The 24,908-nt window shown below is 60.4% G+C and carries 28 protein-coding genes and 1 pseudogene; 14 read left to right on the top strand and 15 right to left on the bottom strand.

The annotated features are described in order from the left end of the window. Window positions 1-4: 4 nt before the first annotated feature. Window positions 5-463, bottom strand: coding sequence for a GNAT family N-acetyltransferase (locus tag CAF74_RS08305; protein WP_085746003.1), 459 nt, complete (start codon window positions 461-463; stop codon window positions 5-7). Window positions 464-587: 124 nt separating this feature from the next. Here CAF74_RS08305 and CAF74_RS08300 point away from each other — a divergent pair, with 124 nt between their 5' ends. Further along, window positions 588-1,229, top strand: coding sequence for a TetR/AcrR family transcriptional regulator (locus CAF74_RS08300; protein WP_085746266.1), 642 nt, complete (start codon window positions 588-590; stop codon window positions 1,227-1,229). 4 nt (window positions 1,230-1,233) lie between these two features. Here CAF74_RS08300 and CAF74_RS08295 read toward each other — a convergent pair whose 3' ends face one another. The 3 genes from CAF74_RS08295 to ggt all read right to left on the bottom strand — a co-directional run bounded on the left by CAF74_RS08295 (window position 1,234) and on the right by ggt (window position 4,690). Continuing rightward, entirely contained in the window at window positions 1,234-2,253 is a 1,020-nt protein-coding gene (locus CAF74_RS08295; RefSeq protein ID WP_085746002.1) for a lysozyme inhibitor LprI family protein, read from the bottom strand. A gap of 109 nt (window positions 2,254-2,362) precedes the next feature. Then, window positions 2,363-2,896, bottom strand: a complete 534-nt coding sequence (locus CAF74_RS08290; protein WP_085746001.1) for a cysteine hydrolase family protein — start codon at window positions 2,894-2,896, stop codon at window positions 2,363-2,365. 66 nt (window positions 2,897-2,962) lie between these two features. Beyond that, window positions 2,963-4,690 carry a gamma-glutamyltransferase gene (gene ggt, locus CAF74_RS08285; protein WP_085746000.1) on the bottom strand — a complete coding sequence of 576 codons (1,728 nt, stop codon included), beginning with the start codon at window positions 4,688-4,690 and terminating at the stop codon, window positions 2,963-2,965. Between the two features lie 136 nt (window positions 4,691-4,826). Here ggt and CAF74_RS08280 point away from each other — a divergent pair, with 136 nt between their 5' ends. Then, the gene (locus CAF74_RS08280) at window positions 4,827-5,342 is read left to right on the top strand and encodes a methylated-DNA--[protein]-cysteine S-methyltransferase (protein ID WP_011334927.1); all 516 of its coding nucleotides are present in this window, start codon (window positions 4,827-4,829) and stop codon (window positions 5,340-5,342) included. Here the strand turns inward: CAF74_RS08280 and CAF74_RS08275 are convergent. The 4 genes and pseudogenes from CAF74_RS08275 to CAF74_RS08260 form a co-directional block, all read right to left on the bottom strand. Then, complete coding sequence (locus CAF74_RS08275) at window positions 5,339-5,929, bottom strand: NUDIX domain-containing protein (protein WP_064380653.1); 591 nt, start codon at window positions 5,927-5,929, stop codon at window positions 5,339-5,341. The genes CAF74_RS08280 and CAF74_RS08275 overlap by 4 nt on opposite strands. Window positions 5,930-6,073: 144 nt before the next feature. Further along, a pseudogene (locus tag CAF74_RS08270) lies at window positions 6,074-7,099 on the bottom strand (chitinase); the annotation flags it as partial. 40 nt (window positions 7,100-7,139) lie between these two features. Continuing rightward, a complete protein-coding gene (locus CAF74_RS08265; protein ID WP_085745998.1) occupies window positions 7,140-7,775 on the bottom strand; it encodes a lytic polysaccharide monooxygenase auxiliary activity family 9 protein in 636 nt (211 codons plus the stop codon). A 223-nt stretch (window positions 7,776-7,998) separates the two neighbouring features. After that, entirely contained in the window at window positions 7,999-8,436 is a 438-nt protein-coding gene (locus tag CAF74_RS08260) for a hemerythrin domain-containing protein (protein ID WP_085745997.1), read from the bottom strand. A gap of 137 nt (window positions 8,437-8,573) precedes the next feature. Here CAF74_RS08260 and CAF74_RS08255 point away from each other — a divergent pair, with 137 nt between their 5' ends. Further along, entirely contained in the window at window positions 8,574-8,999 is a 426-nt protein-coding gene (locus CAF74_RS08255; protein ID WP_011334932.1) for an N-acetyltransferase, read from the top strand. Between the two features lie 63 nt (window positions 9,000-9,062). Here CAF74_RS08255 and CAF74_RS08250 read toward each other — a convergent pair whose 3' ends face one another. Next, entirely contained in the window at window positions 9,063-9,413 is a 351-nt protein-coding gene (locus tag CAF74_RS08250; protein ID WP_085745996.1) for a hypothetical protein, read from the bottom strand. Between the two features lie 135 nt (window positions 9,414-9,548). Here CAF74_RS08250 and CAF74_RS08245 point away from each other — a divergent pair, with 135 nt between their 5' ends. The 8 genes from CAF74_RS08245 (at window position 9,549) to CAF74_RS08210 (ending at window position 14,171) form a co-directional block, all read left to right on the top strand. Next, a complete protein-coding gene (locus CAF74_RS08245; protein ID WP_085745995.1) occupies window positions 9,549-9,878 on the top strand; it encodes a DUF6388 family protein in 330 nt (109 codons plus the stop codon). Between the two features lie 24 nt (window positions 9,879-9,902). Beyond that, window positions 9,903-10,604, top strand: a complete 702-nt coding sequence (locus tag CAF74_RS08240) for a YoaK family protein (protein WP_007958213.1) — start codon at window positions 9,903-9,905, stop codon at window positions 10,602-10,604. Between the two features lie 100 nt (window positions 10,605-10,704). Continuing rightward, window positions 10,705-11,097 carry a sulfurtransferase complex subunit TusD gene (gene tusD / locus CAF74_RS08235; RefSeq protein WP_041475586.1) on the top strand — a complete coding sequence of 131 codons (393 nt, stop codon included), beginning with the start codon at window positions 10,705-10,707 and terminating at the stop codon, window positions 11,095-11,097. A 1-nt stretch (window position 11,098) separates the two neighbouring features. Next, a complete protein-coding gene (gene tusC / locus CAF74_RS08230) occupies window positions 11,099-11,455 on the top strand; it encodes a sulfurtransferase complex subunit TusC (protein ID WP_085745994.1) in 357 nt (118 codons plus the stop codon). Next, window positions 11,455-11,748, top strand: coding sequence for a sulfurtransferase complex subunit TusB (gene tusB, locus CAF74_RS08225; RefSeq protein WP_085745993.1), 294 nt, complete (start codon window positions 11,455-11,457; stop codon window positions 11,746-11,748). The genes tusC and tusB overlap by 1 nt, the downstream gene beginning before the upstream one ends. After that, the gene (locus tag CAF74_RS08220) at window positions 11,745-12,080 is read left to right on the top strand and encodes a TusE/DsrC/DsvC family sulfur relay protein (RefSeq protein ID WP_064597718.1); all 336 of its coding nucleotides are present in this window, start codon (window positions 11,745-11,747) and stop codon (window positions 12,078-12,080) included. The genes tusB and CAF74_RS08220 overlap by 4 nt, the downstream gene beginning before the upstream one ends. Continuing rightward, window positions 12,077-13,078, top strand: a complete 1,002-nt coding sequence (locus CAF74_RS08215; RefSeq protein ID WP_085745992.1) for a glycosyl transferase family protein — start codon at window positions 12,077-12,079, stop codon at window positions 13,076-13,078. Before CAF74_RS08220 ends, CAF74_RS08215 begins: the two co-directional genes overlap by 4 nt. A gap of 91 nt (window positions 13,079-13,169) precedes the next feature. Then, window positions 13,170-14,171 carry a glutathione S-transferase family protein gene (locus tag CAF74_RS08210; protein ID WP_085745991.1) on the top strand — a complete coding sequence of 334 codons (1,002 nt, stop codon included), beginning with the start codon at window positions 13,170-13,172 and terminating at the stop codon, window positions 14,169-14,171. A 45-nt stretch (window positions 14,172-14,216) separates the two neighbouring features. Here CAF74_RS08210 and cysG read toward each other — a convergent pair whose 3' ends face one another. From cysG to CAF74_RS08180, 6 genes are all read right to left on the bottom strand, one after another. Further along, entirely contained in the window at window positions 14,217-15,611 is a 1,395-nt protein-coding gene (cysG, locus tag CAF74_RS08205) for a siroheme synthase CysG (RefSeq protein WP_085745990.1), read from the bottom strand. Then, complete coding sequence (gene serS, locus CAF74_RS08200; RefSeq protein ID WP_074688938.1) at window positions 15,612-16,892, bottom strand: serine--tRNA ligase; 1,281 nt, start codon at window positions 16,890-16,892, stop codon at window positions 15,612-15,614. It abuts the gene before it with no gap. 15 nt (window positions 16,893-16,907) lie between these two features. Continuing rightward, the gene (gene crcB / locus CAF74_RS08195) at window positions 16,908-17,282 is read right to left on the bottom strand and encodes a fluoride efflux transporter CrcB (RefSeq protein WP_007958188.1); all 375 of its coding nucleotides are present in this window, start codon (window positions 17,280-17,282) and stop codon (window positions 16,908-16,910) included. After that, window positions 17,282-18,604: a replication-associated recombination protein A gene (locus CAF74_RS08190; protein ID WP_007958186.1), complete on the bottom strand. Its 1,323-nt coding sequence runs from the start codon at window positions 18,602-18,604 to the stop codon at window positions 17,282-17,284. Before CAF74_RS08190 ends, crcB begins: the two co-directional genes overlap by 1 nt. Window positions 18,605-18,628: 24 nt before the next feature. Continuing rightward, window positions 18,629-19,249 carry an outer membrane lipoprotein chaperone LolA gene (gene lolA, locus CAF74_RS08185; protein ID WP_007958184.1) on the bottom strand — a complete coding sequence of 207 codons (621 nt, stop codon included), beginning with the start codon at window positions 19,247-19,249 and terminating at the stop codon, window positions 18,629-18,631. Between the two features lie 78 nt (window positions 19,250-19,327). Next, window positions 19,328-21,736, bottom strand: coding sequence for a DNA translocase FtsK (locus tag CAF74_RS08180; RefSeq protein ID WP_045121862.1), 2,409 nt, complete (start codon window positions 21,734-21,736; stop codon window positions 19,328-19,330). Between the two features lie 522 nt (window positions 21,737-22,258). On the opposite strand from CAF74_RS08180, the gene aat reads away from it, so the two are divergent. The 3 genes from aat (at window position 22,259) to infA (ending at window position 24,036) form a co-directional block, all read left to right on the top strand. Beyond that, window positions 22,259-22,939, top strand: a complete 681-nt coding sequence (gene aat / locus CAF74_RS08175) for a leucyl/phenylalanyl-tRNA--protein transferase (RefSeq protein WP_085745989.1) — start codon at window positions 22,259-22,261, stop codon at window positions 22,937-22,939. Window positions 22,940-22,997: 58 nt separating this feature from the next. Then, complete coding sequence (locus tag CAF74_RS08170) at window positions 22,998-23,705, top strand: arginyltransferase (protein WP_085745988.1); 708 nt, start codon at window positions 22,998-23,000, stop codon at window positions 23,703-23,705. A 112-nt stretch (window positions 23,706-23,817) separates the two neighbouring features. Then, on the top strand, window positions 23,818-24,036 hold the full coding sequence (gene infA, locus CAF74_RS08165) for a translation initiation factor IF-1 (protein ID WP_002553999.1): 219 nt from the start codon (window positions 23,818-23,820) through the stop codon (window positions 24,034-24,036). Window positions 24,037-24,908: the final 872 nt, after the last annotated feature.

Genomic DNA, 24,908 nt, shown 5'->3' with positions numbered 1-24,908 from the left:
CGGATCACCCCTGCCGCAAGTCCAGCAGGTAGGTGTAATAGCCAGTGTCACGTATCCAACCGAGTGATTCGTACAAACCCTGGGCTGTGAAATTGTCGGTGGCGGTTTCCAGCACCAGGCCCTTGGCGCCGGTTTCGATGGAAAAGTCGCGGGCGGTGTTCATCAATAATCGCCCCACTCCACGGCCCCGGGCGGCTGGCGTAGTGAACAGATCGCTGAGCAGCCAGGTGCGATGGGCGTCTATCGAAGAAAACGTCGGGTATAGCTGGACGAATCCAAGCGCCTCACCGCTTTCGTCCTCAACCAGAAAAATCGCCGATTCATTGCCGGCCATGCGTTCGGCGATAAAGGCCCGGGATTGCTCGAGATTCGAAGACTGGCCGTAAAAACCGCGATAGGCGTCGAACAGCTTCGCCACCGCTTCGAGGTGAATCGTCGTGGCGCGCAATGCCTGAAGGGTCATTGTGATTTTCCTGATGTCACTGAAATTGAAACCAGCATAGCGCTGAGGAGCGAGTTCGCTGGTCTAATCGCTATATAGTTTTGTATATTGCGAAGCCGAAATGGCCAGACCCTCCATGCCGTCCATGAGCAGCATCCGCGAACGCAACCAGCAACTGATCCTGGCCGCCGCCAGTGAAGAATTCGCCGCCAACGGCTTCGACGCGACCCAGACCCGCGACATCGCCGCCCGCGCCGGTGTGCCCAAGGCCAATCTTTATTACTACTTCCAGAGCAAGGAAAACCTCTACGGCAAAGTGCTGCTCGGCTTCGTCGAACCGTTGCTGGAAGCCTCGGCGGTGCTGCGCGAAAGCGACGACCCACTGATTGGCCTGCGCGCCTACGTTGCCGCCCGCATCCGCATCGCCCGCGAGCATCCGGAAATCGCCAAGGTTTTCAGTGGTGAGTTGCTGCTCGGCGGCCGCCAGTTGCCCGACGAATGCCGCGACCTGCTGCACGGCGAAGCCCGGCGCAATGTCGAGTGCCTGCGCAGCTGGATCGACCGCGGGCTGCTGGCGCCGGTGGATCCCGAGCATCTGATGCTGTTCATCTGGTCGGCGACGCGCACCTACACCAACATTGGCTGGCAGATGGGGCGTATCACCGGACGGGAGGTGCCGCAGGATGAGGATTATGCGGTGGCGGCGGAGACGATTACACGGTTGGTATTGGAGGGGGTGGCGGCGCCGCGGGCGGAGGAAATCCGCGGCGTGCTGTTTACGACTTGAAGCGTCAGGGCATGAAATCCAGCGGCAGTGCGCGGTCGCCTTCCATCCGCTCGTACCATGCCTGGAACTGAGCAGGCAGGCGCTTTTTCCATTCCGGTACATTGGCGTAGTAACGGGCTCGCGTGCGGCCCTCTTTATCAGATACCAACATCAGCACCCAGAAACGGTGACTGGCCGCACGCATCAGAATGGCCGCGTTCATATTGCCCAGTCCGCGCACCCACATCTCGATGACCTCTGCATCAGGCACGTCAACCGCCGGGTCGCCGACGGTCATGGTACTCGTACGGTCCACCAGCGTCTGATAATCACCGTTGAGCAGTTTATGCATCGCCTGATCCTCTTGCTGCGTACGAGCAAGTCCAAGGCTCAACAGGTTGTAATTCATCGAAAGTGGTTTGTCAGCCGCCACATAACGACCTGAGTAAAAGACACCCATACCGGCACTGCAATCAACGTCATCGCCATTCTGTGTGACGTCCAGTACACCATTGATCGCTCGAAAAACAAGCGTGCAACTACCCTCTTCGAAACGGGCTTCATCACCGTTCAACACAGCAACACCTTCCAGTTCACCAGAGTTGGCGCCCTCCTGTGCTGAAATTCCAAAGCGGACGTGTGTGGCGTCCTGACGCTTGATGATCACTTCGGATGCCGAGTTCACCCCGTGAGGAATCAACTGCCAGGTGGCATCCCATGAGAACGTTCTGGGTGCATATTTCAGCTCAGTCAGGCGCATCAGATATTCACGAGCCAAGCACGCCGGGTCAGCGCCACAAAGGCTGCGGTTCTTCAACCATGCTCTTTGATCGGCCTTGAGCGCTTGCGGGTCAGCCACCTGCGCCAACGTTGTCCGCCAGAGCGCCCCGAGTTTCTCATCGAGACTCGAGGTATACGGATCCGCACAAACGGCTTTTTCAACCGGGCTGGAAGCGCCAGCACAGTCAAAACTGGCAGCGTGGGAGGCGGTAGCAAATACGAAAGACGTCAGCAGCAAAGCGTGACGGAGATTGAAAACGAGCATCGACAGATTCCATTCCTGAGGCGGCGGCAGTATGCCGGGCCCGGGCTATCGATGCTCTGGATTTTTCACTGGTTGCTCGCGGGCAACCGGGCTCTTGTGCAAGCAAGCATCAGAATGTGATCCCGGCCGCCGGCTTCACATCGATCCTCGCCACGGAACCGGTCAGGTGCGCCCAGTCCTTGTTGTGTTCGGCGATGATGTCTTCGGCGCTCATGTTGCCGTTGTCGACCGTCGTATGGGCGTCGGCCGCCAGCTCCACGTCGTAGCCAAGTTGATGGGCCTGGCGCACGGTGGCGTTGACGCAGTAATCGGTTTGCATGCCACAGATCACCAGGCGGTCGAAGTCTTCCCGGGGGATCAGTTTCTGCAGATTGGTCTGGTAGAACGAGTCGTTGGCGGTCTTGTCGACGCGCAGATCGCCGGGCGCGGTGACCAGGCCGTCAGCCAGCTGCCAGCCTTCGGCACCGTGAGCGAACGGGCTATCCTTTTCGTTGTGCTGGATCAGCACCACCGGAATGCCCGACTTGCGAGCGCGGGCGCTGAGGCCGTTGATGGTGTCGATTACCCGTTTTGCGTCGTGGCACTCGTATTCGCCTGTGCACAGGGCGCGCTGGACATCGATGATCAGCAATGCGGTGGTCATGGTGAGCCTTCCTTGATCGGTCCTTGAGACAGGGGCGGACGTGTGCCCGCCCCCTTTTTACTCTGCTCAGTAACCCAATGACAACCCGGTGTTGCGCCGTGGATCGTTGGCGCCGTAGAAGCGGTTCTTGCCGACCGGTTTGCCACCCAACGACGGTGCACCGACCAGAATCGCGGCGATGTGGTTGGCGTCCTGCGGGCCCGCAAACTTGTGGCCCCAGCTCTCGAGAATCTTCTTCGTGTCGGGGCTGGCGGCGAAGTCTTCGAGGTTGGTTTCCTCCGGCATCCACTGCTGGTGGAAGCGCGGCGCATCGACCGCTTCCTGCAGGCCCATGCCGTAGTCGATGACGTTGAGCATGGTCAGCAGGGTCGCGGTGATGATGCGACTGCCACCCGGCGTACCGACCACCATCACCACCTTGCCGTCCTTGGTGACGATGGTCGGGCTCATCGAAGACAGCGGCGCCTTGCCCGGAGCAATGGCGTTGGCTTCGCCCTGCACCAGGCCGTACATGTTCGGCACGCCGACCTTGGAGGTGAAGTCGTCCATTTCATCGTTGAGGATCACCCCGGTCTTGCTCGCCATCACGCCCGCGCCGAACCAGTCGTTGAGGGTGTAGGTGACCGATACAGCGTTGCCCCACTTGTCGACGATCGAATAGTGCGTGGTGTTGCTACCTTCATGGGGCGCGACGCCGGGTTTGAGTTCCGCCGACACACCGGCCTTCTGCGGCTGGATCGCGTTACGCAGCTTGGTCGCGTAATTCTTGTCCAGCAGGTGTTCGATCGGGTTTTTCACGAAATCCGGGTCGCCCAGATAGCTGTTGCGATCCACGTACGCATGGCGCATTGCCTCGATCTGGTAGTGCATGCCCTGGGCCGAATGGAAACCCAGATCCTTCATCGGATAGCCTTCGAGGATGTTCATGATCTGACAGATCACCACCCCGCCGGAGCTTGGCGGCGGTGCCGATACGACGTGATAGCCGCGATAGTCGCACTCCACCGGGGCCAGTTCGCGGGTCTTGTACTTGTCGAGATCGGCCTGGGTGATGATGCCCTTGTTGGCCTGACTGGACGTGACGATGGCGTCGGCCACCCAGCCTTTATAGAAACCGTCGGCGCCTTTTTCGGAAATGGTGCGCAGGGTTTTGCCCAGGTCCTTCTGCACCAGTTTCTGCCCGACTTGCATCGGCTCACCGTTGCTCAGGAAGATCGCACCGGAATCCTTGATGTCCTTCTTGAACACGTCAGTGGCGTATTCCAGCAGCTCGACGTCGCCCTGCTCCAGTTCGAACCCGTCTTCGGCCAGTTTGATGGCAGGGGCGATCATTTCCTTGCGCGGTTTGGTGCCGTACTTGCTCAGCGCCAGCTCCATGCCGGACACAGTGCCCGGAACGCCGACCGCGAGGTGGCCACGGGTACTCAGGTCCGGAATGACGTTGCCGTCCTTGTCGAGGTACATGTTGGCCGTCGCGGCCAGCGGGGCTTTTTCGCGGAAGTCGAGGAAGGTCTTGCGCCCGTCCGCCAGTTGAATGGTCATGAAACCACCACCACCGAGGTTGCCCGCCGCCGGGTAAACCACCGCCAGTGCATAGCCCACGGCGACCGCCGCATCCACCGCGTTGCCGCCACTTTTCAACACGTCGACACCCACGTGAGTGGCCAGGTGCTGGGCGGTGACCACCATGCCGTTTTCGGCGGCGACCGGGGCAACCGAGGCGGCGTGGGCCATGAGGCAGCTGAGCGCCAATGAGGTCGCAATCAGCGATTTGGCAAAAGGTTCGTACTTCATGAGTCGGTCTCTTCTTTTTATAAGGTAGGAAAGCGCTTCAAGAGCATCAGCCAGTATGGTCGCGATTACGGTTTGCGCCTCCCTGATCCGGCAGTATGCTGGGCGCAGTTTTCACCCCCGTCCCGGAGTTTTTCCCATGGCCTATACGTTCATCACCCTGCCCTCGCCCGTCGGCGAGTTGAAGCTGGTCGCGAACGGCTCACGTCTGGCCGCCATCCTCTGGGAAAACGACAAACCGAACCGAGTGCGACTGGGACCGATGAGCGAAGCACCGGACAATCCGGTGTTGATGAAAACCGCGCGACAGCTGGAAGAATATTTTGCAGGAACGCGAAACGCGTTCGATCTGGAGCTGGACTTTGCCGGCACCGAGTTCCAGAAAAAGGTCTGGGCCGCGCTGCTGACCATTCCGTTTGGCGAAACCCGCACCTACAGCCAGATCGCCGAACAGATCGGCCACCCGAGTGCGGTGCGCGCCGTCGGCGCGGCGAACGGGCGCAATCCGATCTCGATCATTGCGCCGTGCCATCGGGTCATCGGCGCCTCAGGCAAACTGACCGGTTTTGCCGGAGGCCTGGAAGCCAAGGAGCGTCTGCTGACCCTGGAAGGTGGCCAGTGGTCAGACATCGGTAAAACCGGTGACTTGTTCTAACCGCCAAACAGGTTATTCATCGCCGCATACTGCAACAGCATGATGGTCTTGGCATCGCAGATTTCACCCCGCTGGAACGCCGCCAGCGCGTCGTCGAAACGCCACTCCAGCACTTCAAGTTCTTCTGTTTCCTCTTCCAGACCGCCCCCTTCACTGACCTTTGACGAAGCATCGTACTCGGCAATGAAAAAGTGCAACTTCTCGGTCACCGAACCCGGACTCATGTAAGCCTCGAACACCTTCTTCACGTCATGCACGCGATAACCGGTTTCCTCCTCCGCCTCGTCGCGTATGCGCTGCTCCGGCGCCGCGCCTTCGAGCAGTCCGGCCGCCACTTCAATCAGCAAACCGTCGTGACCGTTGACGAACACCGGCAGGCGGAACTGCCGGGTCAGCACCACGGTGCGTTGCTCGCGGTTGAACAGCAGGATCGCCGCGCCATTGCCACGGTCGTAGACCTCGCGCGTCTGACGCTGCCAGTCACCGTTGTTACGGTGATAGTCGAAGGTGATTTTCTTCAGCAGATACCAGTCGTGGGACAACACCTGGGTATCGACGATGTTGACCCGCTCGGCTGTATTGGACATGACGCCTGATCCTTTTTTGTCATCGGAAGATGGCCATGGTAGGTGAAATGCTGCGAACCGCCGACGAAAAAAAAGCCCGGCAGCGCTACCGGGCTTTTCCTTCACTGACTACTGATGAGCGACGTTCACCGTTGCGGCATCAGTGCCCTGCGCCGCTGACGGCGCCCCGTGAATCAGTGGTCCATAACGCCGACTGAATTCCCAGTTGTACGGCACGCGATCCTTGCTGGTGCCGTTGTCCCAGTTCACCGACCAGGTCATCAGGCCCTTGATCGGATGCCCTTTGACCGCCAGGCGTTTCATCGCGTTGCCGACCACGGTCTTGTCGATCACGTAACCGGTGGCGGCGGCATCGACGTTGGCCGGCAGGCCGATGACGAACTTGTCCGCCGGGATCTTCGTGAACCCGCGAGTGCCGGTCACCAGGCTCTCGGTCAGGTAATAGAGGAAGTCCTCTTTCATCGCGTCGTTGTTCTGGGCGATCCACGCCCCGTTGCCGTTATTGGCTTCCGGCACCCAGACCCCGTCGCCACCCTGGTTGTAGAACTGCGGAGCGATGAAGTCGTAGTAGCCTTCCAGCGCCTGCAGGTAACCGACGTATTTGCCGGAGGTGGTCAGGTACGGAAACTCCGGCGCCATGCTGATGATGAAATGCTTGCCCTGGCCGGCGTAGTGATCCTTGACCAGTTTCAGCGCGGCCGGCAGGACGGTCTTGTTGGCAGCGAAATCAATCGCGCTCTGTTCAAGATCGATGTCCAGACCATCGAAGCCGTAGGTTTCCACCAGACGGATGATTTCATTGGCCAGCGGTTGCTCTTGGCCGGCGCGCAACTCGATGTGCGCATCGGCACCGCCCAGGGAAATCAGCACGGCCCGTCCCTGACTGTTGAGCACGCCGACCTGACGACGGAACTCGGCATCGGAAACGTTGAACGGCATGAAGGTCGGTATCCCGCTGCCCTTCATGAAGGCCACCGCGACCACGTTGTATTCCTTCGGCACGTTTTCCAGGGCGATGTTGGCGAACTGACCGCGCTGGTAACCGTCGCTCGGGCCGGCCGGCCAGTTGTGCCAGAAGCCCATGAGGATCTTCTTGCCGGCAAGGCTTGGCATCAACGACGCCGCGTCGCTGGCCTGGTTTTTCATTAGGGTGAAGTCGATGTTTGACATGTTCTAATCCTTCAGAACGTGTGGGTTTGACGTTGCGGGCTTATTTGAAGTCCACATCGAAGGCCTGATAGAAGGCGTTGCCGGTGTTGGCAACGATCCACATCAGGACGATGACGTGATGACCCTGCTTGTTGTCCGGAAGTTTCACGGCGTGGTTGACCTTGGCTTTCAATTCCGCCGAATGACTGTAGTACGGCACTTGCGGATAGAAATCCTCGGCGAAGGGTTGCGCTTCCAGTTGCGCTCGGGTGATGCGTTGTTTCGGGTCCCAGCCATCCTTGGTGATCAGCCAGCGATAACCGCGGGTGGTGTGCGGCGCGGTGTACTCCCATTTGACCTCAAGGGTCTGGCCAGGGGTGACATTGAGCAGCGGCCAGGAGAACGGACGCCCGAGTTTCTTGCTCATTTCTTCTGCGGTGAAGTTCACGCAGTCACGTGCGTCGTTCTTGCCGCCACTGAGAATATAGCCGTCAGCCGGCGGCACGACGCTCGGGTTGTCGCTTTCGAAGGGCGCCGGGAACGGACCGGCCGCGAGTGCCGGGAAGTTCTTGCCGCCTTCCATTTCATTGACCTGCCAGCCGCCGAGCAATCCTTGCTCGATGGCCACCGCGCCGCGGCTTGCAGGGGAAATGACGCGACCGTGTCGCAGTTGGGTTTGAGCTTGTGGTTGGTTCATGTTTTTCACTCCGTTGATTTAAGAACTCTCCTGTCCGAGGAGAGGCCTTCAAGCTAACGGAGGGGGATTTTTTGTCCATCGGCGGTTTTGTCGCAGTCTGCCTCGACGAAACTCGAAAAACGCCGAAAATACTGTATATAAACACAGTGCATTGCGACAACGCTCACCCGTCGCATGGCAAAAAGACTACACCGCGTCATTACAAAAACCTGCATTCACCGGCTCAGGGAAGCTGCGCCTTGAACTCCTTTTCATACTGCCCGGCGAGCTGTTCCTTTTGTTTTTCGTCGAGCAGCTTGCCGGCCATCTGGAAGAATTTCTGCTCTTCCTCCTGCAAGTGGTGATGGACCTTATCCGAGAGCTTTTTTGCCATCGCCAGCCAGGCTGGGCTGGACATGTCGGTCTCGTCGAGCTCTTCCATCATCTCGTCCATTTCATGGTGTTCGGCAATGGCATGGCGACTGAGGTCGACACCCTTGTCGATCTCCATCAACGGAATATAGAAGTGGCGCTCTTCGGCGGTTTCGTGGGCCTGAAGCTCAGCCTTCAGCTGCTTGTAGGCCTCTACCCTTTCCGGGGTGTCACCGCTGGTCTTGATCAACGATTTCGCGTAGGTCCGCTGACGATCGTGGCTTTCACGCAGGGCTTCGAAAATGTTCATGGAATCTCCCAGGCAAACGCGTACCGGATGGACGCCCTGAAGGGCTAGACCCCGGCGCAGCAGCGACGGTTCCAAGCGATTGCTTCAATCGGCTGCGGCGCGCTAGGCTGCCGATTCATTACTACAAGGAAGACAACATGACGTTGCGGATCGAGCTGTCACAGGACCCCACCGAAGAACAGCGCGCAGCCATCCTGGCGCCCCTGCGTGCCCACAACATCGCCAAAGCCGGGCCTTCGCTGTACGAACCGGTCGCGTTGCTGGTGCGCGACGATAACGACGCGATCCTTGGTGGCCTTTATGGGCACACGTTCTATCGGTGGCTGTTTATCGAGTTGCTGGCGGTGCCGGAAGAAGGCCGGGGACAGGGCATCGGCTCGAAGCTGATGAACATGGTCGAGGAATTCGCTCGGGAAAAAGACTGCGTGGGGATCTGGCTCGATACCTTTGATTTTCAGGCGCCCGGGTTCTACAAAAAACTGGGGTATACCGAGTGTGGCGAGATTGTGGATTATCCGCTGGGGCACAAGCGGCACTTCTTCCAGAAGCGTTTGATTGATTGAATTCAGCGACCCTCGCCCGCAGGCTGGCGAGGGTCGCGTAGCGTCAACGCATTCAGCCGCCCGTTACAGACAGGTCGCCAGCGCCGCCAAGCGGCGCTGGGCCACAAAATCATCCTTCTGCGCGTAGTAATTCAAAACCGTGCCGGACGCATCCGTGGTCAAGTCGACAAACGACTCCGCCGAGCGCGTGTAGACCGTGGAACCGCCCTTCTTGCCCGGTTGCAGATAAGCCGCCGCGTCCACGCCGAACACCGCTTCGTCCTGCCAGGCGAATTGCACGCACTGGGCCACGACTTTTTCGGGCTTGTCCGAATTCAAGGTCTTGTAAGGGGTTTGCGTGCGGGCGTCTTCCATCGCCGAACCCGCGCAACCGGCCAGCAGGGTTGCCGCCAGCGCTACCATCAGCATTCGCATTGCATTCGCTCATTCGGAAAAAAGCGGACTGTATCACCGCAACGCCAAAAATCGTTCTGCTTTACTGCATTTAGAGCGCGACACATGCCGGCCGCTGCGGCACATTAACGGTCATCAGCCTTACAAGGAAAGCCCATGGCGCCTACTGACCAGCGACACGAACAGGCCCTGAAACTGTTTCTCGATGCGCGCCCGGAACTGCGCGAAGCCCTTGACCACCTCAACCCGCTTCTGACCCAGGCCAAGGGCGAAACCCAGGCGCAGTACCGCGAAGAACGTCTGCACGAAGCCTTCGAAGCCGAGGCCGAAAGCCAGGGTCTGTTCGCCTGGGAACTGACGCTGCAACTCACCGCCGCGACGCCTGAGGACTATCAGGCGCAACGCCTGGAAGTGCATCGCGAAGTGGCGGAAATGGCCGGGATGGACTGGCTGGAGTACTGCGATCTGTATGGCATAGAACCGTAAACCCCGCTCAAGGACGCTGCCTCGATGCTGCCTTCCACCTCGACTCACCGCGCCAGCCCCGGACATCTTCATATACAGAAATGGCGCGGCCGTGTAGGCCTGGCGCTGGTTGCCAGCCTGTCGGTACTGGCCGGCATGACCGACGCCATCGGCTTCATGGCCAGCGGCGATTTCGTTTCCTTCATGAGCGGCAACACCACGCGACTGGCGGTGGCGATCAGTGATGGCGACAGCGCACTGACATTAAGGCTGATCCTGCTGGTCGCCACGTTCATTGTCGGCAATGCCCTCGGGGTCGTGGTCAGCCGTTTGGGCGGTAGACGGGCGCTGCCACTGTTGTTGTCCATCGCCGCCCTGCTCTGTTTGGCAGCCTGGCCCTTTGACACGCAACTGCCGGCCCTGCTGGCGGCGATCATTGCGATGGGCATGCTCAACGCAGCGGTGGAAGAAGTGAACGGTCTGCCGGTCGGGCTGACGTACGTCACCGGCGCCCTGTCCCGATTCGGTCGAGGATTGGGCCGGTGGGTGCTTGGCGAACGGCGAAGCGGCTGGCGGGTGCAACTGGTGCCGTGGAGCGGGATGCTGGTCGGCGCCATTCTCGGGGCGGTGCTGGAACATCATCTGGGACTCAAGGCGATGTTGGTCAGCGGTCTGTTCGCTGCCGTACTGGGGCTGCTGACCCTGAAAATTCCGCGGCGCTGGCAACTGGGCTACATGCCACGCTGAAGGACACCTGCTCGCATCGAGACGGGCGCGGGAAACATCCGCTTCGCCGCCCCGCCGAGAAAGCTTTATCATGGCCGCAGTTTTGCTGATCGAGTCCGTCATGAAGTTCGCCATTGCGCTGTTTTCCGCCGCCCATGCGCCCTCCTCGCGCCGCGCCCTGCTGTTCGCCCAAGCCGCGCTGGCCGGCGGGCATGAGATTGTCCGGCTGTTTTTCTATCAGGACGGGGTCCACAACGCGTCTGACGCCGTGGTCACGCCGCAGGACGAGCTGGACCTGCCCAAGCAGTGGCGAAACTTTATCACCGAACAAAACCTCGACGGCGTGGTGTGCATCGCCGCGGCCCTGCGCCGTGGCGTGTTGAATGCCGAGGAAGCCGGGCGTTATCAGCGTGATGCCGTGGCCGTCAGCGCACCGTGGGAATTGTCCGGCCTCGGCCAGTTGCATGACGCGGTGCAGGACGCCGACCGCCTGATCTGTTTCGGAGGCGCATGACATGGCCAAATCCCTTCTGATTATCAGCCGTCAATCGCCGTGGTCCGGCCCCGGCGCCCGCGAGGCGCTGGACATCGTGCTGGCCGGTGGCGCCTTCGATCTGCCGATCGGTCTGCTGTTTCTCGACGACGGCGTGTTGCAACTGGCCGCCGGGCAAAACGCCAAGGCCCTGCAACAGAAAGACCTGAGCGCCAACCTGCAAGCGTTGCCGATGTTCGGCGTCGAAGAGCTGTTCTATTGCGCCGACAGCGCCAATGTTCGCGGCCTCGGCGATCGTTCGCTGGACGAGGCGCAGCCCTTGTCCGCTGAGCAAATCACCGCCCTCATTGACCGTTACGACCAGGTGATCACCCTCTGATGTCGACTCTGCATGTGTTGTCCCATTCCCCGTTCGGCGACGAACGCCTGACCAGTTGCCTGCGACTGCTCGGTTCTGCCGATGCGCTGTTGCTGTCTGGCGATGCCGTTTATGCGCTGCAACCCGGCACTGCGCCGTTCAGTGCGCTGGAATCACGCAAGGTGAAATTGTTCGTGCTGGCCGAAGACGCGCAAGCCCGTGCCGTGCAGATTCCGGACTGGGCCGAAGTCATCGACTACCCGGCCTTTGTCGAGCTGTCGATCCACCACGACAAGGTCAACAGCTGGCTATGAATGCGTTGACCGTCGGCGCCCGCGCCATCGAACTGGACAAGGACGGCTTCCTGGTCGACCTCAACGATTGGTCGACCGAAGTCGCCAGCGCCCTCGCCGCTGCCGAAGACATCGAACTGAGCCCGGAGCACTGGGAAGTCCTTGAGCTGCTACGCAGCTTCTACGCCGAATTCCAGTTGTCCCCGGCCACCCGGCCGCTGATCAAGTACACCGCGCTCAAGCTCGGCGCGGAGAAAGGTAACAGCCTGCACCTGAACCGACTGTTCAAAGGCACCCCTGCCAAACTCGCCGCGAAACTGGCGGGCCTGCCCAAACCGACGAATTGCCTATGACCGACTATCCAGCGCTGACCCTCGAAACGCCCGCCGAGCACCCGTTCGCCCAGTTCGTGCGCATCCTCGGCAAGGGCAAGCGCGGCGCCCGCGACCTGACCCGCGAGGAAGCCCGGGAAGCCATGGGCATGGTGCTCGACGAAGCGGTCGAGGAAACCCAGCTCGGCGCCTTCCTGATGCTGCTGCGGCACAAGGAAGAAAGCGCCGAGGAGATGGCCGGTTTCACCGAAGCCTTGCGCCAACGCTTACAGGCGCCGGCACTGAACGTCGATCTGGACTGGCCGACCTATGCCGGCAAGAAACGTCATCTGCCGTGGTATCTGCTGGCGGCCAAGTGCCTGGCACAGAACGGCGTGCGTATTTTCATGCACGGCGGTGGCGCGCACACCGCCGGGCGCTTGTACTCCGAACAATTGCTCGGTGAGCTGAACATTCCGCTGTGCCGCAACTGGCAACAGGTCGGCACAGCGCTGGACAACGGTGGCCTGGCATTCATGCCGCTGGTGGACTGGGCGCCGCAGCTGCAACGGATGATCGATCTGCGCAACACCCTCGGCCTGCGCTCGCCGATCCACTCGCTGGCGCGGATTCTCAATCCATTGGGCGCACGTTGCGGTTTGCAGAGTATTTTCCACCCCGGCTATCAAGCGGTGCACCGCGATGCCAGCGGTCTGCTCGGCGACACGGCGATCGTGATCAAGGGCGACGGCGGCGAAATCGAGATCAACCCGGATGCCGACAGCCATCTGTACGGCACCACTGGCGGCGAGAGCTGGGACGAGGAATGGCCGCAGTTGTCGGCGCAACGTCATGTCAAACCGGGTTCGCTGGATATCGAGCATTTGAAGGCCGTCTGGCGTGGCGATGTGGTCGACAGCTATCCGCAAATGGCGCTGATCTCGACCATGGCGTTGGCGCTGCGCGGCCTCGGCCAGAGCCGTGAACAGGCTTTCGAAACCGCCGAGCAATACTGGGCCGCGCGGGACAAATCGATTTAACCGATCATTAACGCCCGATCTTTGCGCTTTTTGTTCGAACTCATCGGAATAGACTCGACTCCAACGAATATTGGTTTCTGGAGTCTTGATCATGGGTTTACTCGTCGACGGCCGCTGGCAGGACAAGTGGTACGAAAGCAGCAAGGACGGCGCGTTCCAGCGCGAACAGGCGCAGCGCCGCAACTGGGTCACTCGCAACGGCGAGCCGGGCCCGAGTGGTGAAGGTGGTTTTGCTGCCGAAGCCGGGCGTTACCACCTTTATGTCTCTCTCGCCTGTCCGTGGGCGCATCGCACGCTGATTCTGCGCAAGCTCAAGGGCCTGGAAAGCCTGATCGACGTTTCCGTCGTCAGCTGGCTGATGCTGGAAAACGGCTGGACCTTCGATCAGAACCTCGGTTCGACCGGCGACAAACTCGACCACTTCGACTTCATGCACCAGCGCTACACCGCCGACACCGCCGACTACACCGGCCGCGTCACCGTGCCGGTGCTGTGGGACAAGAAGCTCAAGCGCATCGTCAGCAACGAATCGGCGGAGATCATCCGCATGTTCAACAGTGCGTTCGATGACTTGACCGGCAACGATCTGGACTTCTACCCGGCACCGTTACGCAGCGAAATCGATGCGCTGAACGAGCGGATCTACCCTGCCGTGAACAACGGCGTGTATCGCGCCGGGTTCGCCACCTCGCAAAATGCCTATGAAGAAGCCTTCGATGATGTGTTTGCCGAACTGGATCATCTGGAGCAAGTGCTGGACGCCAACCGTTATCTGACGGGCGAATACCTGACCGAGGCGGACGTGCGCTTGTTCACCACGCTGATTCGTTTCGACGCGGTGTACCACGGGCACTTCAAATGCAATCTGCGGCGGATCAGCGATTATCCGAACCTGTCGAACTGGCTGCGGGAGATGTACCAGTGGCCGGGCGTTGCCGAGACCGTGGATTTCCAGCACATCAAGAATCACTACTACGGCAGCCACAAGACCATCAACCCGACCGGGGTTGTGCCGAAGGGGCCGAAGCAGGATTTCACTGTTGCCCATGACCGGGACCGGTTGGGCGGGAAAGGGGTTTGGCGCAGAGGTTGAAAGCAGGATCGTTCCCACCGCGTGGGAACGATCCCTTCAGAGTCGTCAGATTTGACCCTGAGCGCCCTCGAACCACGCCAGTTTCTCGCGCAGTTGCACCACTTCGCCGACGATCACCAGCGTCGGCGCATGCACTTCATGCTCCGCCACCAGACGCGGCAGGTCAGCCAGCGTGCCGGTAAAGACCCGCTGATTGACCGTGGTGCCCTGCTGGATCAGCGCTGCCGGGGTATCGGCCGCGCGACCATGCTTGATCAACTGCCCGCAGATGACCGGCAACCCCACCAGCCCCATGTAGAACACCAGCGTCTGCGCCGGCGCGACAAGGTCGGCCCACGGCAGATCGGTGGAACCGTCCTTCAAGTGCCCGGTGACGAAGCGCACCGACTGCGCGTAATCGCGATGAGTCAGCGGAATCCCGGCATATGCCGCGCAACCGCTGGCCGCCGTGATGCCCGGCACCACCTGAAACGGGATGCCATGGGCCGCCAGTTCCTCGATCTCTTCGCCGCCACGGCCGAAGATGAACGGATCCCCGCCCTTCAACCGCACCACACGCTTGCCGGCCTTGGCCAGATCCACCAGTTGCTGGTTGATCTGATCCTGCGGCACGGCGTGATCGGCGCGACGCTTGCCGACGTAGACCCGCTCGGCATCGCGACGGCACAGCTCAAGAATCGCCGGAGCCACCAAGCGGTCGTACAGCACCACGTCGGCTTGCTGCATCAGACGCAAGGCGCGGAAGGTCAGCAGATCCGGATCACCAGGTCCCGCCCCAACCAGATACACCTCACCGGTCGTGACCATGGCTTCGCCGTCAATCTTGGCTTGCAGCAAACGTTCGGCTTCGGCGCCCTGTCCTGCCAGCTGCCGGTCGGCAATCGGCCCCTGAAACACGTCTTCCCAAAAACCGCGACGCTGCTGCACATCAGGAAACAGGCCTTTGACCTGATCACGAAACCGCGCGGCCAGACCGGCCAGATGGCCGTAGGTCGAAGGAATCCAGGTTTCGATCTTGGCGCGGATCAGCCGGGCCAGCACCGGCGCATCGCCGCCGCTGGAGACCGCGATGATCAGCGGTGAACGATCGACGATTGCCGGGAAGATCACGCTGCACAGCGCCGGCGCATCGACCACGTTGACCGGCACGCAGCGCCGATGAGCATCGGCGGAAACTTGCGCGTTCAACGCTTCGTCGTCGGTGGCGGCAATGATCAGCCCGCAACCGTCCAGATCCGCTTCGGCGTAGCCACGCAGCAGGCATTCGCCACCGCTGGCGGCAACCAGTTCGCGCAGTTGCGCTTCGATTTCAGGTGCGACCACCCGCAGCAGCGCACCGGCATCGGCCAGCAGGCGGGACTTGCGCAAGGCAATCTCCCCCCCACCGACAACCAACACACGACTGCCGCGCAGGTTGTGAAACAGCGGCAGATATTTCATTTAGCCGATGACCTCAAGGCCACCCATGTATGGCTTCAGCACGTCCGGCACACGGATCGAACCGTCGGCCTGCTGGTAGTTTTCCAGCACGGCCACCAGGGTACGACCGACCGCCAGGCCGGAACCGTTCAGGGTGTGTACCAGTTCAGGCTTGCCGGTTTCCGGGTTGCGGAAACGCGCCTGCATGCGGCGGGCCTGGAAGTCGCCGCAGTTGGAGCACGACGAGATTTCGCGGTATTTGTCCTGGCTCGGAATCCACACTTCCAGGTCGTACGTCTTGACCGCGCTGAAGCCCATGTCGCCAGTGCACAGCGCCAGGGTGCGGTAAGGCAGCTCCAGCAGTTGCAGGACTTTCTCGGCGTTGGCGGTCAGGCTTTCCAGCGCCTCCATCGATTTCGACGGCTCGACGATCTGGACCATCTCGACCTTGTCGAACTGGTGCTGACGGATCATGCCGCGAGTGTCACGACCCGACGCGCCGGCTTCGCTGCGGAAGCACGGAGTGTGGGCAACGAACTTGATCGGCAGCTGCTTCGAATCGACGATCTCACCGGCCACGATGTTGGTCAGCGACACTTCGGCGGTCGGGATCAGGTACAGATCGGCTTCACCTTCGCGAGCGATCTTGAACAGGTCTTCTTCGAACTTCGGCAGTTGACCGGTGCCTTGCAGCGCCGGGGCCTGAACCAGATAAGGCGTGTAGGCCTCTTCGTAGCCGTGCTCGGTGACGTGCAGGTTGATCATGAACTGCGCCAGTGCGCGGTGCAGACGGGCAATCGGGCCACGCAGCAGGGCGAAACGTGCGCCGGACAGCTTGGCGGCAGTTTCGAAGTCGAGCCAGCCGAACTTCTCGCCCAGGGCCACGTGATCCTGAACCGGGAAATCGAACGCGGTCGGCGTGCCCCAGCGGCGGACTTCGACGTTGCCGTCCTCGTCTTCGCCGACCGGTACCGATTCGTGCGGCAGGTTCGGGATGCCCAGCAGGATCGAGTCCAGTTCGGTCTGGATCGCGTCCAGCTCGACTTTACCGGCGCTCAGTTCGCCCGCCATGCGCTCGACGTCCGCCATCAACGGCGCGATGTCTTCGCCGCGCTGCTTGGCCTGACCGATGGATTTGGAACGCGCGTTACGCTCAGCCTGCAGTGCTTCGGTGCGGGTCTGGACGGTCTTGCGCTGTTCTTCCAGCGCTTCGATGCGCGCGACATCCAGGGCAAAGCCACGGGAAGCCAGGCGGTCCGCTACGTCCTGAAGGTTGCTACGTAACAGTTTGGAATCGAGCATGTCGGTTTCTCGTTATCAAAGTTTGGTCAGGGACAGGCCGGCCCAAGTCGCGAGCAGCCCGCCGAATACGCTGATGGCCGCATAGCCCAAGGCCAGCGGCACTTGCCCGCTTTCCAGCAGGCGCACCGTATCCAGTGAAAAGGATGAAAAAGTCGTCAGCCCCCCGAGGAAGCCGACCATCAACCCGGCACGCACCTCGATCGGTACTTCCGGGCGTATCAAAAACAGGCCGTACAGCACGCCAATCAGCAGACAGCCCACGATATTAACGGCCAGCGTCGCGGTATAGAAGTGCCGCGGCCAATTGGCGTTGACCCAATTGCCGGTGGCGAAGCGCAACAAGGTGCCGGCAATCCCGCCAACGGAGACTGCAACGATCAATGGAACCACTATTTTCTCCGCTGCCGGGGGCTTAAACGATCAAGTTGGGCGAGGTGGTTGAGCTTTTCGCCGATCTTCAACTCCAGGCCGCGCGGCACCGGTTGGTAGAACGGAATCGGGTCGAGTTCTTCCGGGAAATAGTCTTCGCCGGCCGCGTAGGCGTCCGGTTCGTCGTGGGCGTAACGGTATTCGTCGCCGTAGCCCAATTGCTTCATCAATTTGGTCGGCGCATTGCGCAGGTGCAGCGGCACCTCCAGCGAGCCGTGTTCGGCGGCGGCTCGCAGTGCGGTCTTGAAGCCCATGTACACCGCGTTGCTTTTCGGCGCACACGCCAGATAGGTGATGGCCTGCGCCACTGCCAACTCACCTTCCGGGCTGCCGAGACGTTCCTGCACTTCCCACGCGGCCAGGCACAGGCTCAGTGCGCGCGGGTCGGCGTTGCCGATGTCTTCACTGGCCATGCGCACCACGCGCCGAGCCAGGTACAGCGGATCGCAGCCGCCGTCGATCATTCGCGCAAACCAGTACAGCGCGCCGTCCGGATTGGAGCCGCGCACCGATTTGTGCAGCGCGGAAATCTGGTCGTAGAACGCTTCGCCGCCCTTGTCGAAACGCCGGCGAGTATCGCCGAGCAGGCTTTGCAGCAGCTCGGTGCCCATCTCGCTGTTGTCTTCGGCCAGGTCCGAGGCGTTTTCCAGCAGGTTCAGCAGGCGCCGGCCATCACCGTCGGCGGCGGACAGCAGCATCTGGAAGCCTTCATCGCTGAGGGTCAGATGACGCTTGCCCAGACCACGCTCTTCGGTGAGCGCGCGGTGCACCAGTTTGCGCAACGCCGCTTCGTCGAGGCTCTTGAGTACGTAGACCCGCGCCCGCGACAGCAATGCGTTGTTCAGTTCGAAAGAAGGGTTTTCAGTGGTGGCGCCAATGAAGATCAGCGTACCGTCCTCAACGTACGGTAGAAACGCATCCTGTTGAGACTTGTTGAAGCGGTGAACCTCATCGACAAACAGGATCGTGCGCTTGCCGTACTGGCCGGCCTGCTGCTTGGCGATTTCCACCGCCTGACGGATCTCCTTGACCCCGGCCAAGACGGCCGAGACCGTTTCGAAGTGCGCATCCGAGACTTCCGCCAGCAACCGCGCCAGGGTGGTTTTGCCCACGCCCGGCGGGCCCCAGAAGATCATCGAGTGCAGGGCACCCTGCTCCAGCGCTTCGCGCAAAGGCTTGCCGCGAGCGAGCACGTGTTCCTGACCGACGTACTCATCCAGATTGGTCGCCCGCAAACGGGCGGCCAGTGGCTGGGCAATCGGTGCACTGCGAAACAGATCCATCACGTACCGTTGAAACCTCTGTGTTTATTCCTGGATCACGTCGGCACCCTTCGGGATGTCGAACTTGAACTTCGATGCCGGGACCGCTTCGTTGGCCTTCACACCGGTAAACAGAATGTTGGTGCGCTGGCCGACGCTGTCGATCAGTTGCATGTCATTGACCAGACCGTTGCGGAACGACAGGCGCAGGCTGTCGAACAGGGTGTCCTTGGTTTTCGGCTTCAGGGTGAAGTCGATCACGCCGCCCGCCTCTTTCGCGCTGATGTCGAAGCTCTGGCTGATCTTCGAAACGTCGCCGGACAGCAACAGAGCTGGAGTCTGGGTCAGACGCTCATCGAGTTTCTTGATAGTGGCCTGCTCCAGGTCCGGGTCCCACAGGGTGACTTTCTTGCCGTCGGAGACCATGGTCTGCTCAGCCGGCGCATTGGTGTGCCAGTAGAACAGGCCCGGACGCTGCAGGGTCATGTCGCCGGTGGTTTCCTGCAACTGGGTGCCGCTGCCGTCGAGGGTCAGCTGGGAGAAGTTGGCAGTCAGGGTCTTGGATGTTTCGAGCAATTGGGTCAGGCGAGCCACATCCTTGTCATCGGCGTGAGCCGTGAGGGTGGTCAGAGCCAGTACCGGCAGCAACATGCGGATTAGACGCATGGGAGTCCTCTTGAATACTCGTGGGAAAGTGGACGGCGCTTCATGCACCGTCCATTGCGTTTGGATCAGGGTATCGAATCAGTCGCGTACCGGGCCAGGGGCCAGGACTTCGCGGGAACCGTTGGTGTTCATCGACGTCACGACCCCGGCCATTTCCATGGCTTCGATCATGCGTGCGGCACGGTTGTAACCGATCTTCAGCTTGCGCTGTACAGCGGAGATGGAGGCACGACGGCTTTCCAGCACGAATTGCACGGCCTCGTCGTACAGCGCGTCGGCTTCCGGATCGTCGCCGTCGCCACCGCCGCTGCTGCCTTCGAAACCACTGCCCGCCTCTTCGACACCGTTGAGGATGTCGTCGTTGTATTCCGGCGCACCGCGCAGTTTCCAGGCTTCCACCACCCGGTGAACTTCATCGTCGGACACAAATGCGCCGTGAACCCGGATCGGCAGGCTGGTGCCCGGCGGCATGTAGAGCATGTCACCGTGGCCGAGCAGTTGCTCGGCGCCGCCCTGGTCGATGATGGTCCGGGAGTCGATCTTGCTCGATACCTGGAACGCCATCCGTGTCGGGATGTTGGCCTTGATCAGACCGGTGATCACGTCCACCGAAGGTCGTTGAGTCGCAAGAATCAGGTGAATACCGGCCGCACGCGCCTTCTGGGCGATACGGGCGATCAGTTCTTCTACCTTCTTGCCGACGATCATCATCATGTCGGCGAATTCGTCCACGACCACGACGATGGTCGGCAGCTTCTGCAGCAGCGGCGCTTCATCGTGGATGCTTTCGCGTTTGTACAGCGGATCGCTCAGGGGCTCGCCGGCGTCCTGGGCTTCCTTGACCTTGGCGTTGAAGCCGGACAGGTTTCGCACGCCCATCTTCGCCATCAGCTTGTAGCGACGCTCCATCTCGGCCACGCTCCAGCGCAGGGCGTTGGCGGCGTCCTTCATGTCGGTCACGACCGGGCACAGCAGGTGCGGAATGCCTTCGTAGATCGACAGCTCGAGCATTTTCGGGTCGATCATGATCAGCTTGGCGTCGTCCGGGCCGGACTTGAACAGGATCGACAGGATCATCGCGTTCACGCCCACCGACTTACCGGAACCGGTGGTACCGGCCACCAACAGGTGCGGCATCTTCGCCAGGTCAGTGATGACCGGCTTGCCGCCGATGTCGTGGCCCAGAGCCAGGGTGACAGGCGATTTGAAGTTGTCGTACTCAGGCGTCGACAGCACTTCGGAGAAGCGCACGATCTGCCGGTCTTCGTTAGGAATTTCGATACCGACCGTGGTCTTGCCCGGAATCACTTCCACCACCCGCACACTGGTCACGGCCAGCGAACGTGCAAGGTCTTTCGCCAGGTTGGCGATACGGCTGACCTTCACGCCCGCAGCAGGCTGGATTTCGTAACGGGTAATGACCGGACCGGGGTGAATCGAATCCACGGTGACTTCGACGCCGAACTCCTTGAGCTTGATCTCCAGCAAGTGGCCGACCGCCGCCAGGGATTCGGGCGAATAATTGAGTTGTTTCTTTTCCGCAGGATCGAGGATCGAGATCGGCGGCAAGGTGCCTTCCACGGCGCTGTCGACGAACAACGGCACCTGCTTCTCTTTCTGCACGCGCTTGCTTGGCTCCGGCGCCTTGACCGGAGCCGGGGCGATGACCGGCGGAACCTGTTTCTCGCGCTCGGACATGTGCTTGCTCAGAGCCTGTTCGCGCTCGATCAGACGCTCCTTGACCTTGGCCTGCTCGCGCTTGTCGGTGACTGTCGGTGCAACCACGTCGTGCACGCGATCGTCGACTTCACGCAGTTGCGCGACCAGTTGCTTGCGCTCGGTGCGCGCCGACCACCAGCGGTTGACCGCGCCCTGGAACAGTTCGAACAGGTCGAGGGTGATCTTGCCGGTGATGTCCATCACCTTGAACCACGACAGGTCGGTGAACACCGTCAGGCCGAACAGGAACAGCGCGATGAACAACAACGTGCTGCCCTGAATGTTCAGGGCATTACGGGCCAGATCACCAAGGCTTTCGCCCAGCGCACCACCGGCACCAGCCGGCAGACCGGTGGCGGCATGGAAATGAATGTGTGCCAGCGCAGCGCCGGACAACACCAGAAACACCAGGCCGATCAGGCGCCAGGAGAACAGCCAGCCGCTCCACTGCCACGGCTCGTGACGCTGACGGAAGATCTGATACGCCTTGATCGCCAGCAGCAACGGGAAGATGTAGGCGAAATAACCCAGCACCATGAACAGGATGTCGGCGCTGTAGGAACCGGCCGGACCGCCGAAGTTCTGCACGTCGTCGATCTTGCTGTTGTGGCTCCAGCCCGGATCATCCTTGCCGTAGGTCAGCAACGCCATCATCAGGAACAGGCACAAGGCACCGATGGCAATCAATGCACCTTCCTTGAGCCGGTAGTGCAACTGTTGACGCCAGAGCGGAACGACTGTTTTTGGTGCTTCCGTGGATTTCTTCAAAACGCTTCTTTTCCTGCGCCAGAGGCGCGTCCATCTATTGAATGACGATAAAAAACTGCCCAATCCAGGCAGGTAAAAAAATTGACGGGCGCAACGGAGACTACTTTTAACACTGCGCCCCGCCTTTTATAAACACGGCACGCGGCGAATATTCTGTAACAGCCCGGCATTGTACGGGTTTGCGCGTTCGATGCCATGCTTCCAGGCCCCAGGTTCAAGCATAGCCAAACGCACAACACCCGGCGTTCAATTTGAGCATGCATTACCTTTTGTGACAAAGGCTTATGAGGTGTATTTGATGAACGTAGCGAAGCATTCGCGCCTCATTTCCCCTGAGTGCAACACATTGGCATCGGCAACCTTGCCCGCACCGGTGCAACGCCCGATTACGACCGCATTCGGATGCTCAAGTTGCAGAGGTCAAAACACAGCACCTCAGTGGAGGACATTCGCGTCATTTCCCGGCACACTTTACCTCGGGCCCAGCGCCCACCGCCCTCCCCTTCTGCAAGCCTGGACGCCATGCTGACTTGGTTACAACGCAATTCACTGACTTTCCCGCCACTGGAAAAGGCCATGCGCGATCCCAACGGATTGCTGGCGGCCGGTGGCGACCTGTCCGCCGATCGTTTGATCCAGGCTTATCGTCACGGCTGCTTTCCATGGTTTTCCGAAGGCCAGCCGATTCTCTGGTGGTCGCCGGATCCGCGTACCGTGCTTTTTCCCGACGAACTGCACGTCTCGCGCAGCCTCGGCAAATTGATGCGCCAACAGCGTTATCAAGTGACCTTCGATCAGGATTTCGACGCCGTGATCCACGCCTGCGCCGCTCCCAGGGAATACGCCGACGGCACCTGGATCACCGAGGCGATGCAGGACGCCTATATCGAATTGCATCGGCGCGGTTTTGCTCACTCGGTGGAAGTCTGGGATGAGGGCGAACTGGTCGGCGGCCTGTACGGCCTGGCGATGGGGCAGCTGTTCTTCGGCGAGTCGATGTTCAGCCGCGCGGACAACGCGTCCAAGTACGGTTTTGCGACGCTGGTGCAACATCTGAAACAGGCGGGTTTCGTATTGATTGACTGCCAGATGCCTACCGATCATCTGCAAAGCCTTGGCGCCCGGGCAATTTCCCGTTCTGCATTCGCCGACTATCTGGCCCGACACCTCGATCAACCCAATCATGCGACCTGGGTTTGCTGAGCGACTTTTGCGCGCGTGGCTTACACTTAATTCACCAGCTTACCCTTGAGGGTTGATCATGACCGAGTTGGCGCGGTTGAAGTTTTATGCCACTCAGCCTCACTCTTGCAGTTATCTGCCCGAGGAACAGGCGACGACCCTGTTTCTCGACCCGAGCCAGCCCATGGATGTGCATGTCTACGCAGACCTGTCAGAAATGGGCTTTCGTCGCAGCGGCGACCATCTGTACCGCCCGCATTGCCAGAACTGCAATGCCTGCGTGCCTGCGCGCATTCCTGTCGCTCAGTTCAACCCCAACCGTCAGCAGAAACGCATCTTCAAGCGCAACATCGATTTGCAGGTGCGCCCGGTCAAGCCGACGTTCAGCGAAGAGTACTTCGACCTCTATCAGCGCTACATCGAACAGCGCCACGCGGATGGCGACATGTACCCGCCGAGCCGTGATCAATTCTCGACTTTTCTGGTACGCGACCTGCCCTTCTCACGCTTTTACGAATTCCGGCTCGACGGACGGTTACTGGCCGTCGCCGTCACCGATCTGCTGCCCAACGGCCTGTCGGCGGTCTACACCTTTTACGAGCCGACGGAGGAACGCCGCAGCCTGGGCCGTTACGCAATCCTCTGGCAAATCGCCGAAGCCCAGCGGCTGGGGCTTGAGGCGGTGTACCTGGGTTACTGGATCAAAAACTGCAAAAAGATGAACTACAAGACCCAATATCGGCCTATCGAACTGCTGATCAATCAGCGCTGGGTCGTCCTGAACTAAACGCAAACCCTAAACCCCTTGGCGTAAACCCCATTTTTCGGGCACAATGCACGCCGCTTTTGCCTGGCGCAGTTGCACCGGGCCATTCATTGGATACCGAGGGCTTTACTGCATGTCGAAAGAAGACAGCTTCGAAATGGAAGGCACTGTCGTCGACACCCTGCCCAACACCATGTTTCGTGTGGAGTTGGAAAATGGGCACGTCGTAACCGCGCATATTTCCGGCAAGATGCGCAAGAACTACATTCGTATTCTTACCGGTGACAAAGTGCGCGTCGAGCTGACGCCCTATGACTTGAGCAAAGGGCGTATTACTTACCGCGCTCGCTAATCAAGTCAATACAAGACGCCCGGCATTTGCCGGGCGTTTTTGTTTGTCTGGGTTTTGGGTTTGTGCTTGAGTTTTGGGTGTATATCCGTTGCTTCGGGAGCTGCCCCTGGCGGTTTCGCTCTTACAGCGAGTCACTTTTGACAAACGCCTCAAAAGTAACCAAAAAGTCTACGCCCCGGCGTACGGCACTTCGCTTAGGCTCAGTGTTCCCTCGCTACGGTGTCCATCAGGGGGCATCGCCTACGGTTTGCTTCGCTGCACCTCCTCTCGATGTATGCGGCTTCGCCGCACGGCGCTGCGCGCCTACCCCCTGATGGACACCTCCGCTCGGCCTGCCGAAGGGACTAAAGATCAAAAGCAGATCAAGAGCCAGATCAAGAGCCCCTCACCCTAGCCCTCCCGAAACGTCGGACCGCCCGTAGGGAGAGGGAACTGATCGAGGTGTATGGCAGAGCTACGCCGACGTGCAATACCGAGTCGAACTCAAGTTTTGAAAAGCCCACAAATCGGCTCCCTCTCCTCAGGGAGAGGGCTGGGGTGAGGGGTAAACCCACCACAAAACCAAAGCCGAACACGCCCCGCTCCTCTCCACTCAAAACGATGAGCGTTAGCTCGAGTACCGCTTTTGACGTGCCAGCCCCATCGGAAGGCTGAGTGGAGGGATTTATCCGGGGGTGGGAGCGCAGCGACCGTGCGGCGCAGCCGCATGCATCGAGAGGAGGTGCAGCGAAGCAAACCGTAGGCGATGCCCCCGGATCAATACCGGAGCGAAGGAACCCGAGCCACAGCGAGGGCCGTACGTCAGGGTTGAAGCCTTTTGGGTTACCTTTTCGGCGTTTGGAAAAGGTGACTCGCCGTAAGGGCGAAACCGC

The sequence above is a fragment of the Pseudomonas sp. R45(2017) genome (assembly GCF_002112305.1).
GTDB classification, from domain to species: Bacteria; Pseudomonadota; Gammaproteobacteria; order Pseudomonadales; family Pseudomonadaceae; genus Aquipseudomonas; species Aquipseudomonas paraglycinae.
This window is presented reverse-complemented; position numbering and strand designations above follow the sequence as displayed.